Genomic DNA, 12,768 nt, shown 5'->3' on the forward strand with positions numbered 1-12,768 from the left:
ACGAACCGGCTCCCTAGCGCGTCACCTCCTCGGCCAGGGTCAGCACCCCTGCGGCAGTGCCGATGAGTGCGGAAACGTTTCCTGTGGCCGCAGCAACGGATATGCTCGCAACAAGGGTGATGGCTGTTGTCGCGAGTTCAATAGCCTTCTTGACGTTTGCGATGTTCTCAGCTGCTTGCTTGAGCCCAGCTGCGCACTCGTTCAGCACCGCCACGGATGGCCCGATGGCGATGAGGCTTTGGATAACCGCATCCGTCACAAGGCTTCTTGATGTGTCGATGAGCATGTGGTGGAGACGTTTGAGGTCACCGCGCTCTTGGTCAGTTAGTTCGTCCCAGTGGTCATCGCGGTAAATCCGGAGGGCTTTTGCAAATTCGTAGCACCCCTCGGCAAGGCGGTGCATTTCGGCTGCTGTGAGTTCCTGCGTCATGATCCACCTCCTTGCTTGAAGGCTTCGTCAACTTCCTTGATCACCGGGATCGCCGCGTCAACGTATGCCTTGATGACAGCGCTTAACTCCTTGGAGTCCAGCCTGCCCGCGTTCATACGCAGTTCGGAGTGCGCAGTGCCGATGGCGAGTACGTTGCCCGCCAGAGATTCGGCTGCAGCGATCTTGGCTTCAAGCTCAAGCCGCTCCTGCCACTTCTTTTCAGAGTAGATTTGCCACTCTAGGGGCTTCAATTGTTTCTGGACGCGTTCAAGTTCGCGGTATTCAAAGTCCCAAGTTTCAAGTTCAGCCTTGATGTACTGAACGTAGAACTTGCCAACGACATCGGCCAAGGCCCTGGAGGCGATGGTCACGTCCGGGTCGGCCCTGTCAACGTACAGGCGGATCTGCTTTTGCTTATACCCATCAAGCAACGCCCTGGACAGCAGCTTCGCCAGCCCGCCAAAGGCGTCGGCCTGATTGCTCGGCATGATCCCGGAGGTCTTGACGGAAGACGCAAGGTCATCGATCTGAGAATTGTAGGCCACGTTGTCATCTGCCGCCAGGGCGCCGAGGCCAGACACATAGGCGTTAAGCGCAAGGGCTGCGTTGGAGATACCCTTTCCCGCAGTCTTTTCCTTGGCGCAGACGTTCTTGTCGTTCGTCCGGGGTTTGTATTGATCCATCCGCAGGCATGAGGCTGAATAGTCCCGGCCAATGGTCTGCACACCCTCAAGCGTTTTGCGGGATGCGGCAGAGTAGTCGTTCACGGCCTGCATGCTCACGCATGCAGTGAGCAGGAGTCCAAGGCTCAGCGCGAGGGCAAGCCGTAGGGCCCCCCTTGTTCTGTCACGCATATTTCCTCCCCCCCCGATATGTGCAATTCTGCGGGCACAATGCCCACGCTCAAGGCACGTCGGAGTTTGCTGGTTGCGTACCATGTGAGTATTTTTGTGGCAAGCTGTCTCGCCAAATGCGTGGGGCGTTCAGGCAGAGGGTAAGAAAAACCTCGTGCGCGGCGTTGACAACGTGCGGCGCCTGCTTATCTTCCCACTCGCTTGATCTGGTCCGCCCGCCATGCTGCACGGCATATCCGCCGTCCGGGCCAGAGGGGCAACCCAACATATATACCCTTGAGGAGGAGTCCCACATGAAGCTTTCCCCGTTGCACGACCGCGTGATCATCCAGCGTCTGCCCGAAGAAGAGAAGACCGCTGGCGGCATCATCATCCCGGACAGCGCCAAAGAGCGCCCCATGCGCGGCACCGTCGTGGCTGCCGGCCCCGGCACCGACAAGGTCAAGATGCAGGTGAAGAAGGGCGATATGGTGCTTTTCGCCAAGTACGCCGGAACCGAGTTCAAGATGGATGGCGAGGAATGCGTCATCATGCGCCAGGAAGAAATTCTGGCCGTTATCGAGAAATAACCGGGCTATTGCCCGCCTAATCTTCAGACACAGGAGCGTAAGAGATCATGGCCAAGACCATTCGTTTTGACGAGACCGCCCGCGCTGGACTTAAAATCGGCGTGGACACCCTTGCCAATGCCGTGAAAGTCACCCTGGGCCCCAAGGGCCGCAACGTCGCCATCCAGAAGTCCTGGGGCGCGCCCACCATCACCAAGGACGGCGTGACCGTGGCCAAGGAGATCGAGCTTGAGGACAAGTTCGAGAACATGGGCGCGCAGATGGTCAAGGAAGTCGCTTCCAAGACCAACGACGTCGCCGGCGACGGCACCACCACCGCCACCGTGCTGGCCCAGATCATCTTTGGCGAGGGCCTGAAGCTCATCGCCGCTGGCCGCAACCCCATGAGCGTGAAGCGCGGCATCGACAAGGCCGTCGAGGCCGTGGTGGCTGAGCTGGAGAAAATCGCCAAGTTCACCAAGGACCGCAAGGAAATCGCCCAGATCGGCACCATTTCCGCCAACAGCGACCAGGCCATCGGAGACATCCTGGCCGAGGCCATGAGCAAGGTCGGCAAAGAGGGCGTCATTACGGTGGAGGAAGCCAAGAGCATGGAGACCGTGCTCGACGTGGTCGAGGGCATGCAGTTCGACCGCGGCTACCTTTCCCCCTACTTCACCACCAATTCCGAGAAGATGACCTGCGAGTTCGACGACGCCATGATCCTGATCTCCGAGAAGAAGATCAGCAACATGAAGGAGCTTCTGCCCGTTCTCGAGCAGGTGGTCAAAATGAGCCGTCCGCTCATGATCATCGCCGAGGACGTTGACGGCGAGGCCCTGGCCACGCTCGTGGTCAACAAGCTGCGCGGCACCCTCAAGGTTTGCGCCGTGAAGGCTCCTGGCTTCGGCGACCGCCGCAAGGCCATGCTGCAGGATATCGCGGTGCTCACCGGCGGCCAGGTCGTGTCCGAGGACATGGGCCTCACCCTGGACAAGGTCCGCGTGGACTCCCTGGGCAGCGCCAAGCACCTGACCGTGGACAAGGAAAAGACCACCATCGTCGACGGCGCTGGCAAGAAGGAAGACATCAAGGCCCGCATTAAGCAGATCGAGGGCGAGATCTCCATCACCACCTCCAGCTACGACAAGGAAAAGCTTCAGGAGCGCCTGGCCAAGATCGTGGGCGGCGTTGCCGTCATCAAGGTCGGCGCGGCCACTGAAGTGGAGATGAAGGAAAAGAAGGCCCGTGTGGAAGACGCCCTGAACGCCACCCGCGCGGCCGTTGAGGAAGGCATCATCCCCGGCGGCGGCACCGCCTTTGTGCGCGTGTCCAGCGTGCTCGGCTCCGTGAAGACCATCGACGACGACGAGGCCGCCGGCGTGCTGGTCATCCGCCGCGCCCTGGAAGAGCCCCTGCGCATGATCTCCGCCAACGCGGGCTTTGAAGGCTCCGTGGTTGTGGAGAAGGTCCGCGAGGGCAAGGGCGCCTTCGGCTTCAACGCCGCTACCGGCGTGTTCGAAGACCTCTACGCCGCTGGCGTCATCGACCCCAAGAAGGTTGCCCGCGTGGCCCTGCAGAACGCCGCCTCCGTTGCGAGCCTGCTGCTCACCACCGAGTGCGCTGTGGCCGACAAGGTCGAAGAGAAAGACGAGAAGAAGTAGCCTCCGGCTGCCTCAGCAATTGCAATAAAGGCCGGGCGGCAACGCCCGGCCTTTTCTTTTGAGCTCTGGCCTAATCTCCAGATTGAAACGGTCCGATAAAATGGTCAACTGCCGCCAACGCACCGCGGCTAGGCTCCGGAACTCACTAGGGAGGGGACCGGAGCCTTTTTTGCGCTTGCTCTTGATTGGGTATGCAGATGTGCTACGTATAGACTGCGCAGAGATGCCAACGGTCACTCAAGGAGCAGTGGTATGCGAGACGCGGATTTGGGCGAAGGACTCGCTCTTGGCATAAAATCCTTAGACGAGAAGCGGAAGCGCTTCTTAGAATCTCTGAACGCCTTTTTCGATGCGCAGGAGCGCACGGGCCAGGCCTGCCTGGCAGAGAGTGTGGTGGGCTGGCTCAAGGCTTTCGCCGCCGAGCACTTTCATGTGGAGGAAGGCTACATGCAGGTCTTCGGCTACCCGGAGTACGAGTCGCATCTTAAAGAACACGAAGGTTTTATGGAAACCGTGTGCCGGTTTGAAGACGCTTGCGCCCAAAGCGGTGGCGACTCAAGGGAGATTCTGGACTACATGCAGGGCTGGGTGAAACAGCACCTTTTGGGCGTGGACCGCCAGATGGGGCGCTATCTGGCGGAGCATCTACGCTGACGGGGGCCTGTGTGCCGGGCGTAGCTGGCGTCTATTTCTCGATGGTGACGCGGATGCGCTTGAACACGTCCGGTCTGTAACCCGGTTCGTTTTTGCGGATCTTGATAACGATGTCGCATTCGCCCTCGGCCAGGGCAGTGAAGGTGTAGCGCACGCGCTTGCCGCCGTCGAAGGGTTCTATGCCCGCCAGTCGCAGAAGGTTTGAGTCGAAAACCGTTCCCGCGAAAACATAGCCGCTCAGGCCGGGGTCACGCATGTCGAGGGTCAGAATGTGGCCTAGGGGCAGGTTGACGGCATGCGCCTGTTCGCCGTCCAGACGCATTTCCACATCACCGGAGCCGCCGAGCATGCGCGGAACATGAGCGCAGCCGAAAGAAAACACCGAAAGCAAAACTAGGCAGGCCAGGAAAAGGCCGAGCCGTTGGGATGATAAGACGCAAGTGCGCATGGCTTGGCTCCGATGCTTCTGGGGTTGCTCGCTGTGCCGCATGTGCGATGTAGCGCGTGCGCACGGCGGAGGCAAGCCGCTTGAATGGCGAAGAAAGATCGGAGCCCCACCAAAAATGAAGGGGGCCGGTTGTCCGGCCCCGTCTGGCGAGTGGGAAGAGGAGTGGTTGGAGCGGATTCTTGCTGTTGAACGGAGAGGGAGGAGTTCGTCAGTTTACTGTTGCGGTCGCATTTGCTCTTCAAGCCAAGTGCGGACTTCCTTGTCGGGCGGGTACACGCCCTTTAAGTGGCCCACGGAGTCGAGAAACTTGCGTCCCAGATCCTCTGGCAATTCCAGTTCGGCCAGTTCGCGGGCTTCTTCTGAATTTCTGCGCACCAGGATCGCCCTAGGTGTCTTGTCCCAGGTGTATACCACAAAATAGTTGCTGAAATCAGCCTTGGATCTTACGGGCTGGTGATTCGCATGCCAGGAGTTATTTCCCCACTCCAGGTACAGAGTCACGGCGTCCCACGGAGTCATGCTCCAGTCGATCTCAAGGTCACGGTAGTTCTGCAGGCTGCCCATAATATCCTCCTTTCGTCTGATGAAAATAGTAATCTCTCCTGTTTAAATGTCAACTAGTTTTATCATCATTATTTCGATGAGGAACAAATTTTGGAACGTGCACCTTTCCGCACAGGCTTAAGGCGAGGCGCTTCAATGATTCCTGCGGGTTTGACGCATGGATTGTCTTATGCCAGAACAGGCGCTGCCCATTGCTCCGAATTCTCTTAAGTGAGGTGTGAACATGGAGATGACCGATATCCTTCCCGTTGCCGCCTGGGCCGAGCTTGAACGCGACATCACCGAGCGCTTCGGGGTCAATGCCCACGTATACAACGACAAAGGCCAGCCCTTTACCGGCCACGCCACCTGGGAAAACAAACTTTGCCTAGCCATTCGTGAGAGCAAGAGCGCGGCCACGGGCATCTGCGCAGTCATCAACCAGGTGCTTGGGCACGAGGTGCGCGAGACCAAGGCGCCGGCCATCACCGACTGTGACGCGGGCATGCTGGTGGTCTGCGTCCCGCTGTTCATCAAGGGCGAGTTGGTGGGCATGGTGGGAGGATGCGGCGGCTTTGCGGACGACAACGAGCCTGAAGCTTACCTCCTTGAAAAAATGGCCGGGCTTTCCGAGGACAAGGTTGAGGAGATCTGCTCGGGCATGCCCCGCAAGACTGCAGAAGAAGTGCAGGCCCTAAGCGACTACATCGAGGGACGCGTGGCCGAAATAGTCCAGCAGCATGAGGCGCGCCAGGCCTAGCCGGTCCGCACGTCCCAAGGAGAAGCACATGCGCGAGAACATCGTCGTCATCGGGGCCGTGGCCCTTGGACCCAAGGCCGCCTGCCGCTGCAAACGTCTGAACCCGGAAGCCCGCGTGATCCTGCTGGATCGCGGCGCGCGCATCTCCTACGGGGGGTGCGGCATTCCGTATTACGTGTCCGGTGATGTGAGCGACGCCGACGAGCTGCAATCCACCTCCTTTCATATGCTGCGCGACGCGGCCTTTTTCCGCGACACCAAGGACGTCGAAGCTCGGCCCCGCACCGAGGCGCTGTCCATTGACCGGGCTGCCAAGACCGTGCGCGTCAAAAACCTCGACACGGATTCCGAAGAGCTTTTGCCTTACGACAAGCTGGTGCTGGCCACCGGCAGCACCCCGCGCTCCCTGCCCATTCCCGGCGCGGAGTTGCCCGGCGTGTTTGCCGTGGCCGATCTGGACGCTGCGGTGAACATCCGCGCAGGGCTCACCGCAGGACAGGTGGGCAGCGCCGTGGTTGTGGGCGCGGGGTTCATCGGCCTCGAAATGGCCGTCGCCCTGGCCGACATGTGGGGCATCGAGACCACTGTTGTAGAATACGCGCCCCTTGCGCTGCCAACTGTGCTCAGTCCCACCCTTGCGTCCATGGTGCAGCGGCACATGGAGGAGAAGGGCGTGCAGTTCCGCCTGGCCGCGCAGGTCACAGCCATTGAAGGGGACGGCAAGGCCGAGCGCGTGCGCGTGAAAACAGCACAGGGCGAAGAGATCCTCGATGCGGATCTGGTGATCATGGCCGTGGGCGTCACGCCCAACACCGGGCTGGCCAAGGCCGCGGGGCTTTCTGTTTCGCCGCGCGGCGGCATCGTCATCGATGAGGAGATGCGCACCAGCGACCCGGACATCTTCGCCGGGGGCGACTGCGCCGAGATCAAGAACCTCGTCACCGGCCAAGACTTCTTTCTGCCCCTGGGCTCGCTGGCCAACCGCCAGGGCCGGGTCATCGGCGACAACCTCTGCGGCCTGCATTCGCGCTTCCCCGGCGCTGCCGGGGCCTGGTGCGTCAAGCTGTTTGACCAGAACGCCGCCGGCGTAGGCCTGACCCTGGAAGCCGCGCGCCGCGCAGGCCTCGACGCCGTGAGCGTGCACGTGAGCCAGTTCGACCGCGCCCACTTCTACCCGGACAAGGACTTCATGTTTCTGGAGCTGGTGGCCGAGCGCGGGACCCGGAGGGTGCTGGGCGTGCAGGGCGTTTCCGCCATGGGCGACGCCCTGGTTGGGCGCATCGGGGCTGTTTCCGCTCTCATGCCGCACAAGCCCACCACCACGGACCTGGCGCTCATGGAGCTGCCGTACTCGCCGCCCTTCAATTCGGCCATGGACATCCTGAACATGCTGGGCAACGTGGGCGAAAACATCCTCACAGGGCGCAACAGCAGCGTGGATCCCCTGGAGTTTGCCGCGTTGTTTGATGACCGCGCCAACCCAGAGCTGTTCTTCCTGGACTGCCGCGAACTTGGCAACGCCGCGCCGTTTCTGGCCAAGTACCCCGGCGTTTGGAACCACATCCCGCAGGGCCAGCTGGCCGGGCGGCTTGGCGAGGTGCCGCGGGACCGCAAGGTGGTGCTCCTTTGCAACTCCGGGGCGCGTTCCTATGAGGCCTTCCTCACTCTGGCCTACGCCGGCTTCACGAACGTGGTCAACGTGGCGGGCGGCATGGCCAGCCTGCACACGGCAGGGGTGGACCCCAAGGTCTAGGCCCGGCCTGCATATCGCCACAGCAGCAGCGCATGGGCGGGCAAGGCCCCCTTGCGCCAAGGAGCAGCTTACGTGCCCAGAATCTTTACGCGCGAAATCACCATAGTGGAGTCGGACATCGATGTGCAGGGCCATGTGAACAACCTGCGCTACCTGGCCTGGATGCAGGACGTGGCCGTGGCGCATAGCGCGGCCCAGGGCTGGGGTATGGATCGCTATGTGGCCGAGGGCGCAGGCTGGGTGGTGCGCCAGCACACCATCACCTACAAGCGTCCGTGCTTTTTTGGCGAAACAATCACCGCCTGCACTTGGATCGCGGGCATCGGCCCGCGCCAGTGCCCGCGCAAGTATCTTTTCTGGCGCGCGTCTGACAAAGTCGTGCTGGCCGAGGCCGAAACCCAGTGGGTGTTCATCGACCTCAAGACCGGACGGCCCACCAAGGTGCCCCAGGAGCTGCGCGACGCCTTCGAGGTGGTGGAGGACGAGGGCGAGGTGAAGCGGATGCTGGAAGGGTGAGGGGAAGCCGAGTTGACTCCCATTCCTCCACGGTGCACAACTCCGCTCGCGGCCACAGCCGCCAAGGGAGCCTGAATTCGATATGAGTTCCAATTCCTCTAATTCGTCCGCCTCCTTGCCCATCGGAGTCTTCGACTCCGGCGTGGGCGGGTTGACCGTTCTGCGCGCCCTGAAAAAGGCGCTGCCCCACGAGGATTTTCTCTACCTGGGCGACACCGCCCGCCTGCCCTACGGCACAAAAAGCGGCGCCACCGTTGCCCGCTACGCCTTGCAGACCACCCGGGTACTGGTGGACCAGGGCGTGAAGCTGCTTGTTGTGGCCTGCAACACCGCCTCTGCCGTGGCCCTGCCAGGCCTTGCCGAAGCCTACCCAGACCTGCCTGTTGTAGGTGTCATAGAGCCCGGCGCGCGCGCCTGCGCCCTCAAGGCCCCCCATGGCCGCATCGCGGTCATCGCCACGGGCAGCACCGTGCGCGGCGCGGCCTACCAGACCGCCATCCTGCGCCTGCGGCCCGAGGCCACCATCGCCACCCGCCCGGCGCAGGTTTTTGTCGCCCTTGCGGAAGAAGGCTGGACCGAAGGGCCTGAGGTGGAGGCCGTGGCCGCGCGCTATCTGACGCCGCTCATGGCCGAGTTTCCCGAAGGCCGACCGGACTGCCTGGTGCTTGGCTGCACCCACTTTCCCGTTTTGGCCGAAGCCATCCGCAAGGCCTTGCCTGAGGGCGTGTGCCTGGTGGACTCCGCCGAGACCACGGCTGAGAGCGTGGCCCAGGAGCTGGACCGGCGCGGATTGCTGAAGCCCGGCTCTGGAGCCGGTCGCCCAGTCGGGACCGTGCGCTTCTTCGCCACAGACGATCCCGAACGCTTCGCCAAGGTGGGCGAGATTTTTCTGGGCCAGCCCCTGGACCTGGCGGACATCACCCTGGTTGATTTGTAGGGGCCTGGACAACACCAGGTTCTCTGGGCATTCTCCCTGGCGGCGGCCAAACCCCACATTGCGGAGGCTTCATGCTTCGTCTGCACGGACTCAGGCACGAGAGCTTTGAAAATGAGGCGGAGATAGCCGCTTGGGCGCAAATGCGCGGGCACGGCCTGACCCACACCGACCTTTGGAACGGGGAGACCCCGCCGGACCCGTCGGCCTTCGACTTTCTGGTGGTCATGGGCGGGCCCATGAACATCTACGAAGAGGACACATTCCCCTGGCTGGCCCTGGAGAAGCGCTTTCTCAAGGCCAGTATCGACGCTGGCAAGCTGGTTATCGGCGTGTGCCTGGGGGCGCAGCTTTTGGCAGATGTTTTGGGCGGCAAGGTGACGAAGAACACCCACCGCGAGATCGGCTGGCACCTTGTGCAGGCCGGGCCGGACGCCGCCAGAAGCCGCGTGTTCGCCAGCCTGCCAGCAGAGTACGAAGCATTTCACTGGCACGGGGACACCTTTGCCATTCCGCCCGGCGCGCTGTGGACAGCCAAAAGCGAAGCCTGCGCGCATCAGGCCTTCACGGCTTGCGATGACCGCGTGGTTGGTCTGCAATTTCATCTGGAGACCAACGCGGCCAGCATGGCCGAGTTGTCCACACACTGCGCGGACGAGATCATCGTGGACCCGGTGAAACTGCCCTATGTGCAGTCGGCCCGCAGCATGTGCCAGCGCCCGGAGCGCCTGGCGGGCATCCGCGGCCTGCTGGACCAGGTTCTGGACAACATGGCTGCGCTGGGATAGAAGCGCGACCCCTGCGGCATTCAGCCCGGGGCACACATATTATAAGGAAGGGGGAGGCATGGCCGAAACCGTAGAAGAATTGACCATCAGCTATGAAGAGGACGGCGTCGTCGTCACCGAGGAACTGGACAAGGTGGTCCTCTCCAAGGGCGCCTGGGCGACGCTGCTGTACAAGTACCGTTCCTGGGACAAGGCCAAGAACGACTACGGCCCGGTGGCCTTCACCATTCGCCGTTACCGCAAGCAGAACGGCGAGTACAAGCAGCAGAGCAAGTTCACCATCTCCAGCGAAGACCAGGCGCGCAAGATCATCGACGCGCTGAATGGCTGGATCGGGGCGAAATAGCCCGCACGCATCCGCCGCAACGCAAACGGCCCGCCTTCCTGTCTCGGGAGGGCGGGCCGTTTTCGTCTGCGTAAAGGGGGTCTCTGGGGACCTCGGCTTCTCGTGCCTTCGTGCTTACGCGTCTTGAACATGCCGGGCGGCCGCTGCAGATGCTAATCTTGAGAAGAGAAAAGACCGGGAAAGGGTCTTCTTCTGCTAAGCCACCACGCGGCGGGCGAGTTCGTCGCGCACCTCGCGGGCGGCCTCGCGCAGGGCATGATAGAACGAGTAGAAGTGCATGACCTCGTCCAGGTCGTACACGGCGATGATGCGCTGCTGGCGGAGGTCCAGAAGTTTTTGGCCCGTGCCTTCCAGTGCGGCGTCCAGCCTTGCCGTGGCGGTGGCGGCGGGGCGATCGCCCGCGTGAACGGCGCTTGCAAGATCTGCAAGTGCAGCCTTGAGCGCCGAGCCCAGTTCGCACAGCTCTGGGGAGAGATGTTGGTGGAAGCCCTCGGGCGGCGCGTTCTCTATGGCGTGGTCCATGGCCAGCAAGTGCTCGGCCAGGCGGTCCTCCGCGCGCAGCAGATCCGAGAGCTCTTCGCCCTGGCCTGCGGGGCCAGGCTCGCGCCGGGCCGAAGCCAGCAGTTCGCGGTTGCGCAGCGCCAGGCGCAGCACAGCATCCTTGCAATGGAACACCCGCTGGCGGTCGTAACGGCCCTGCATGCGGCTGTCCATGAGGGCATCGAGCAGCTCGCCCAGTTGCTCCAGCCCTTTGCACAAGCCGAAGCGCAGCACCACCCGTGCATGGGAGGGCCATGCCAGCGACACCGCCAGAGCTACCAGGATTCCAAGCCCCACCTCAAGGAAGCGGTTCAGGCCGATGGAATAGGCGCTGCCGCCTCCGGCTTCATGCAGGCAAATGACAACGGCTGCCGTGAGCCCGGCCAGGCGCAGGTTCTCATTTTTCGCGGCCAGCAGCGCGCAGAAGAAGACGGTTGCAAACATTGCCGCAGTGAGGGGACCGGTTCCGGGGCCGAGCAGGGCGTCGGTCGCGGTGACGGCGAGAGCGCCAAGAAGAGCGCCGGATGCGGTGCCTAAGAGGCGCGACCAGCTTGCCGCCATGGACCCGCCAACGTGGGCCTGCATCACCAGAATGGACGAGAACACGGCCCAGTAGCCCTGCTCCAGGTCGAGGACGCGGGTGAGCGCGGCGGTGACCGAGGCGGCAATGGCCGTGCGCAGGGCGTGGCGCAGCTGCGAGGCGCTGACAAGCGAGGCGAGACGTTCGGCGATGGTCACTCTGTCCTCATGAAGTGAAACTGGGGGCGCCGCCCCCAGACCCCGGTCAATGGATTGATTAAATATTATTTATTTTAGGCATGTTAGACTTGAAAAACCGTCTCGAACTGCCAGGGCTCCCAAATCTATTCACTACCGAACAGGCTGTTCGTCCTGCAGCAAGCGCAGCACGAATGGCAGCAGCCGGTCCGCGATGATTCGTGCGCCCTCGGCATTGGGATGCGCGCCGTCGGCCTGGACGTAGCGCGGGTCGCCGCGCACGCCGTCGCCGATGCGCGGATAGTACGCCACGCCATGCTTTTCCGCCAGGCGCCGGTAGATGCCCTCGAAGGCCGTCCGGTAGGCGTCCGTGCGTTTGATCCCGGCCCCGATTCCCGTCAGCAGGATGCGCGAGCCCCGCTTGCGCGCAAAAACCAAAACGGAGTCCAGGTTGGCTTCCACCCTTTCCAGTGCAAGCCGCTGGATCGCGTCGTTGGCTCCTAGTTCGACGATGAGCAGGTCCGGGGCGCGTGAAGCTTGCGGTGGGTAGAGGTCGGGCAGGCGAGCCAAGCCGCCTGCGGTGGTGTCGCCGCTGAGCCCCGCATTGACGACCTCGGACGGATGCCCGGCCCCGGCCAGCAGTCCTTGCAGCACAGCCGGGAAGGCCCGCTCGGCAGGCAGGCCGTAGCCTGCGGTGACGCTGTCACCCAGCACCAAGACCAGGGGCCGAGGGGGCTGCGCCGATGCGGGCACTGCGGCCCAGACCGCAAGCAGCGCCAGGGCGATTCCGAACAGGCGCGCCCTAGGCCGCATGGTCGCTCCTGCGCTGGTCCAGGTAGTACATCACCGGCACCACCATGCGCGAGAACAGCGTGGCCGCCACTTCTCCGGCCAGAAGCGAGAGGGCCAGTCCCTGGAAGATGGGGTCGAACAGGATGACGAAGGCCCCGGCCACCACGCTGATGGCGGTGAGCAGCATGGGCCGGAAGCGCACCGCCCCGGCCTCGATGACCGAGTCCTCCAGGCTGTGGCCCTCCGAGCGCCGAAGGTTAATGAAGTCCACGAGGATGATGGAGTTGCGCACCACGATGCCCGCCCCGGCGATGAAGCCGATCATGCTGGTGGCAGTGAAGAACGAGCCGGTGAGGGCGTGGGCCGGGATGATGCCGATGAGCGAGAGCGGGATGGGCGACATGATGGCTATGGGCGTGGTGTACGAGCCGAACCAGCCCACCACCAGGATGTAGATGAGGATCATGACCACGCCGAAGGC

Annotated in this window: 16 protein-coding genes; 9 read left to right on the forward strand and 7 right to left on the reverse strand. The window is 62.6% G+C overall.

Features of this window, described 5'->3' with window-relative positions; all coding sequences use genetic code 11:
• Positions 1–13: 13 nt before the first annotated feature.
• Complete coding sequence (locus Q8O35_RS03100) at positions 14–430, reverse strand: hypothetical protein (protein WP_305570480.1); 417 nt, start codon at positions 428–430, stop codon at positions 14–16.
• Positions 427–1,212 carry a hypothetical protein gene (locus tag Q8O35_RS03105; protein ID WP_305570482.1) on the reverse strand — a complete coding sequence of 262 codons (786 nt, stop codon included), beginning with the start codon at positions 1,210–1,212 and terminating at the stop codon, positions 427–429. The genes Q8O35_RS03100 and Q8O35_RS03105 overlap by 4 nt, the downstream gene beginning before the upstream one ends.
• A gap of 365 nt (positions 1,213–1,577) precedes the next feature.
• On the opposite strand from Q8O35_RS03105, the gene groES reads away from it, so the two are divergent.
• From groES to Q8O35_RS03120, 3 genes are all read left to right on the forward strand, one after another.
• Positions 1,578–1,853 carry a co-chaperone GroES gene (gene groES, locus Q8O35_RS03110; RefSeq protein WP_305570484.1) on the forward strand — a complete coding sequence of 92 codons (276 nt, stop codon included), beginning with the start codon at positions 1,578–1,580 and terminating at the stop codon, positions 1,851–1,853.
• 47 nt (positions 1,854–1,900) lie between these two features.
• On the forward strand, positions 1,901–3,496 hold the full coding sequence (groL, locus tag Q8O35_RS03115) for a chaperonin GroEL (RefSeq protein WP_371133085.1): 1,596 nt from the start codon (positions 1,901–1,903) through the stop codon (positions 3,494–3,496).
• Between the two features lie 252 nt (positions 3,497–3,748).
• A complete protein-coding gene (locus Q8O35_RS03120; RefSeq protein WP_305570486.1) occupies positions 3,749–4,150 on the forward strand; it encodes a bacteriohemerythrin in 402 nt (133 codons plus the stop codon).
• Positions 4,151–4,181: 31 nt separating this feature from the next.
• On the opposite strand, the gene Q8O35_RS03125 is transcribed toward Q8O35_RS03120, so the two are convergent.
• The gene (locus Q8O35_RS03125) at positions 4,182–4,598 is read right to left on the reverse strand and encodes a hypothetical protein (protein ID WP_305570488.1); all 417 of its coding nucleotides are present in this window, start codon (positions 4,596–4,598) and stop codon (positions 4,182–4,184) included.
• A gap of 213 nt (positions 4,599–4,811) precedes the next feature.
• Positions 4,812–5,162: a DVU0772 family protein gene (locus tag Q8O35_RS03130; RefSeq protein ID WP_305570490.1), complete on the reverse strand. Its 351-nt coding sequence runs from the start codon at positions 5,160–5,162 to the stop codon at positions 4,812–4,814.
• Positions 5,163–5,385: 223 nt separating this feature from the next.
• Between Q8O35_RS03130 and Q8O35_RS03135 the strand changes: the two genes are divergently transcribed.
• The 6 genes from Q8O35_RS03135 to Q8O35_RS03160 all read left to right on the forward strand — a co-directional run bounded on the left by Q8O35_RS03135 (position 5,386) and on the right by Q8O35_RS03160 (position 10,238).
• Entirely contained in the window at positions 5,386–5,901 is a 516-nt protein-coding gene (locus Q8O35_RS03135) for a PocR ligand-binding domain-containing protein (RefSeq protein WP_305570492.1), read from the forward strand.
• Between the two features lie 28 nt (positions 5,902–5,929).
• Complete coding sequence (locus tag Q8O35_RS03140; RefSeq protein WP_305570494.1) at positions 5,930–7,654, forward strand: FAD-dependent oxidoreductase; 1,725 nt, start codon at positions 5,930–5,932, stop codon at positions 7,652–7,654.
• Between the two features lie 72 nt (positions 7,655–7,726).
• Entirely contained in the window at positions 7,727–8,170 is a 444-nt protein-coding gene (locus Q8O35_RS03145) for a thioesterase family protein (protein ID WP_305570496.1), read from the forward strand.
• An 82-nt stretch (positions 8,171–8,252) separates the two neighbouring features.
• Positions 8,253–9,107 (forward strand): glutamate racemase, encoded by an 855-nt coding sequence (murI, locus tag Q8O35_RS03150; RefSeq protein WP_305570498.1) that lies wholly within the window; start codon positions 8,253–8,255, stop codon positions 9,105–9,107.
• Between the two features lie 71 nt (positions 9,108–9,178).
• Entirely contained in the window at positions 9,179–9,892 is a 714-nt protein-coding gene (locus Q8O35_RS03155; RefSeq protein WP_305570500.1) for a type 1 glutamine amidotransferase, read from the forward strand.
• Positions 9,893–9,950: 58 nt separating this feature from the next.
• On the forward strand, positions 9,951–10,238 hold the full coding sequence (locus Q8O35_RS03160) for a hypothetical protein (protein ID WP_305570502.1): 288 nt from the start codon (positions 9,951–9,953) through the stop codon (positions 10,236–10,238).
• A 195-nt stretch (positions 10,239–10,433) separates the two neighbouring features.
• Here the strand turns inward: Q8O35_RS03160 and Q8O35_RS03165 are convergent, their stop codons facing one another.
• The 3 genes from Q8O35_RS03165 to Q8O35_RS03175 all read right to left on the reverse strand — a co-directional run.
• A complete protein-coding gene (locus tag Q8O35_RS03165) occupies positions 10,434–11,516 on the reverse strand; it encodes an FUSC family protein (protein WP_305570504.1) in 1,083 nt (360 codons plus the stop codon).
• Positions 11,517–11,648: 132 nt separating this feature from the next.
• A complete protein-coding gene (locus tag Q8O35_RS03170) occupies positions 11,649–12,308 on the reverse strand; it encodes an arylesterase (protein WP_305570506.1) in 660 nt (219 codons plus the stop codon).
• The coding region (locus Q8O35_RS03175) for an efflux RND transporter permease subunit (protein WP_305570508.1) at positions 12,298–12,768 on the reverse strand (471 nt) is incomplete at its 5' end. The genes Q8O35_RS03175 and Q8O35_RS03170, both read right to left, overlap by 11 nt.

Source organism: Humidesulfovibrio sp., assembly GCF_030689645.1.
Taxonomy (GTDB): Bacteria; Desulfobacterota; Desulfovibrionia; order Desulfovibrionales; family Desulfovibrionaceae; genus Humidesulfovibrio.

Bases quoted from the DNA above. Each gene is read 5' to 3' on its own strand.
- Q8O35_RS03160 (WP_305570502.1), top strand. From the start codon at position 9,951: ATGGCCGAAACCGTAGAAGAATTGACCATCAGCTATGAAGAGGACGGC.
- Q8O35_RS03155 (WP_305570500.1), top strand. From the start codon at position 9,179: ATGCTTCGTCTGCACGGACTCAGGCACGAGAGCTTTGAAAATGAGGCG.
- Q8O35_RS03135 (WP_305570492.1), top strand. From the start codon at position 5,386: ATGGAGATGACCGATATCCTTCCCGTTGCCGCCTGGGCCGAGCTTGAA.
- Q8O35_RS03100 (WP_305570480.1), bottom strand. From the start codon at position 430: ATGACGCAGGAACTCACAGCAGCCGAAATGCACCGCCTTGCCGAGGGG.
- Q8O35_RS03130 (WP_305570490.1), bottom strand. From the start codon at position 5,162: ATGGGCAGCCTGCAGAACTACCGTGACCTTGAGATCGACTGGAGCATG.
- groES (WP_305570484.1), top strand. From the start codon at position 1,578: ATGAAGCTTTCCCCGTTGCACGACCGCGTGATCATCCAGCGTCTGCCC.
- Q8O35_RS03125 (WP_305570488.1), bottom strand. From the start codon at position 4,598: ATGCGCACTTGCGTCTTATCATCCCAACGGCTCGGCCTTTTCCTGGCC.
- murI (WP_305570498.1), top strand. From the start codon at position 8,253: ATGAGTTCCAATTCCTCTAATTCGTCCGCCTCCTTGCCCATCGGAGTC.
- Q8O35_RS03170 (WP_305570506.1), bottom strand. From the start codon at position 12,308: ATGCGGCCTAGGGCGCGCCTGTTCGGAATCGCCCTGGCGCTGCTTGCG.
- groL (WP_371133085.1), top strand. From the start codon at position 1,901: ATGGCCAAGACCATTCGTTTTGACGAGACCGCCCGCGCTGGACTTAAA.
- Q8O35_RS03140 (WP_305570494.1), top strand. From the start codon at position 5,930: ATGCGCGAGAACATCGTCGTCATCGGGGCCGTGGCCCTTGGACCCAAG.
- Q8O35_RS03120 (WP_305570486.1), top strand. From the start codon at position 3,749: ATGCGAGACGCGGATTTGGGCGAAGGACTCGCTCTTGGCATAAAATCC.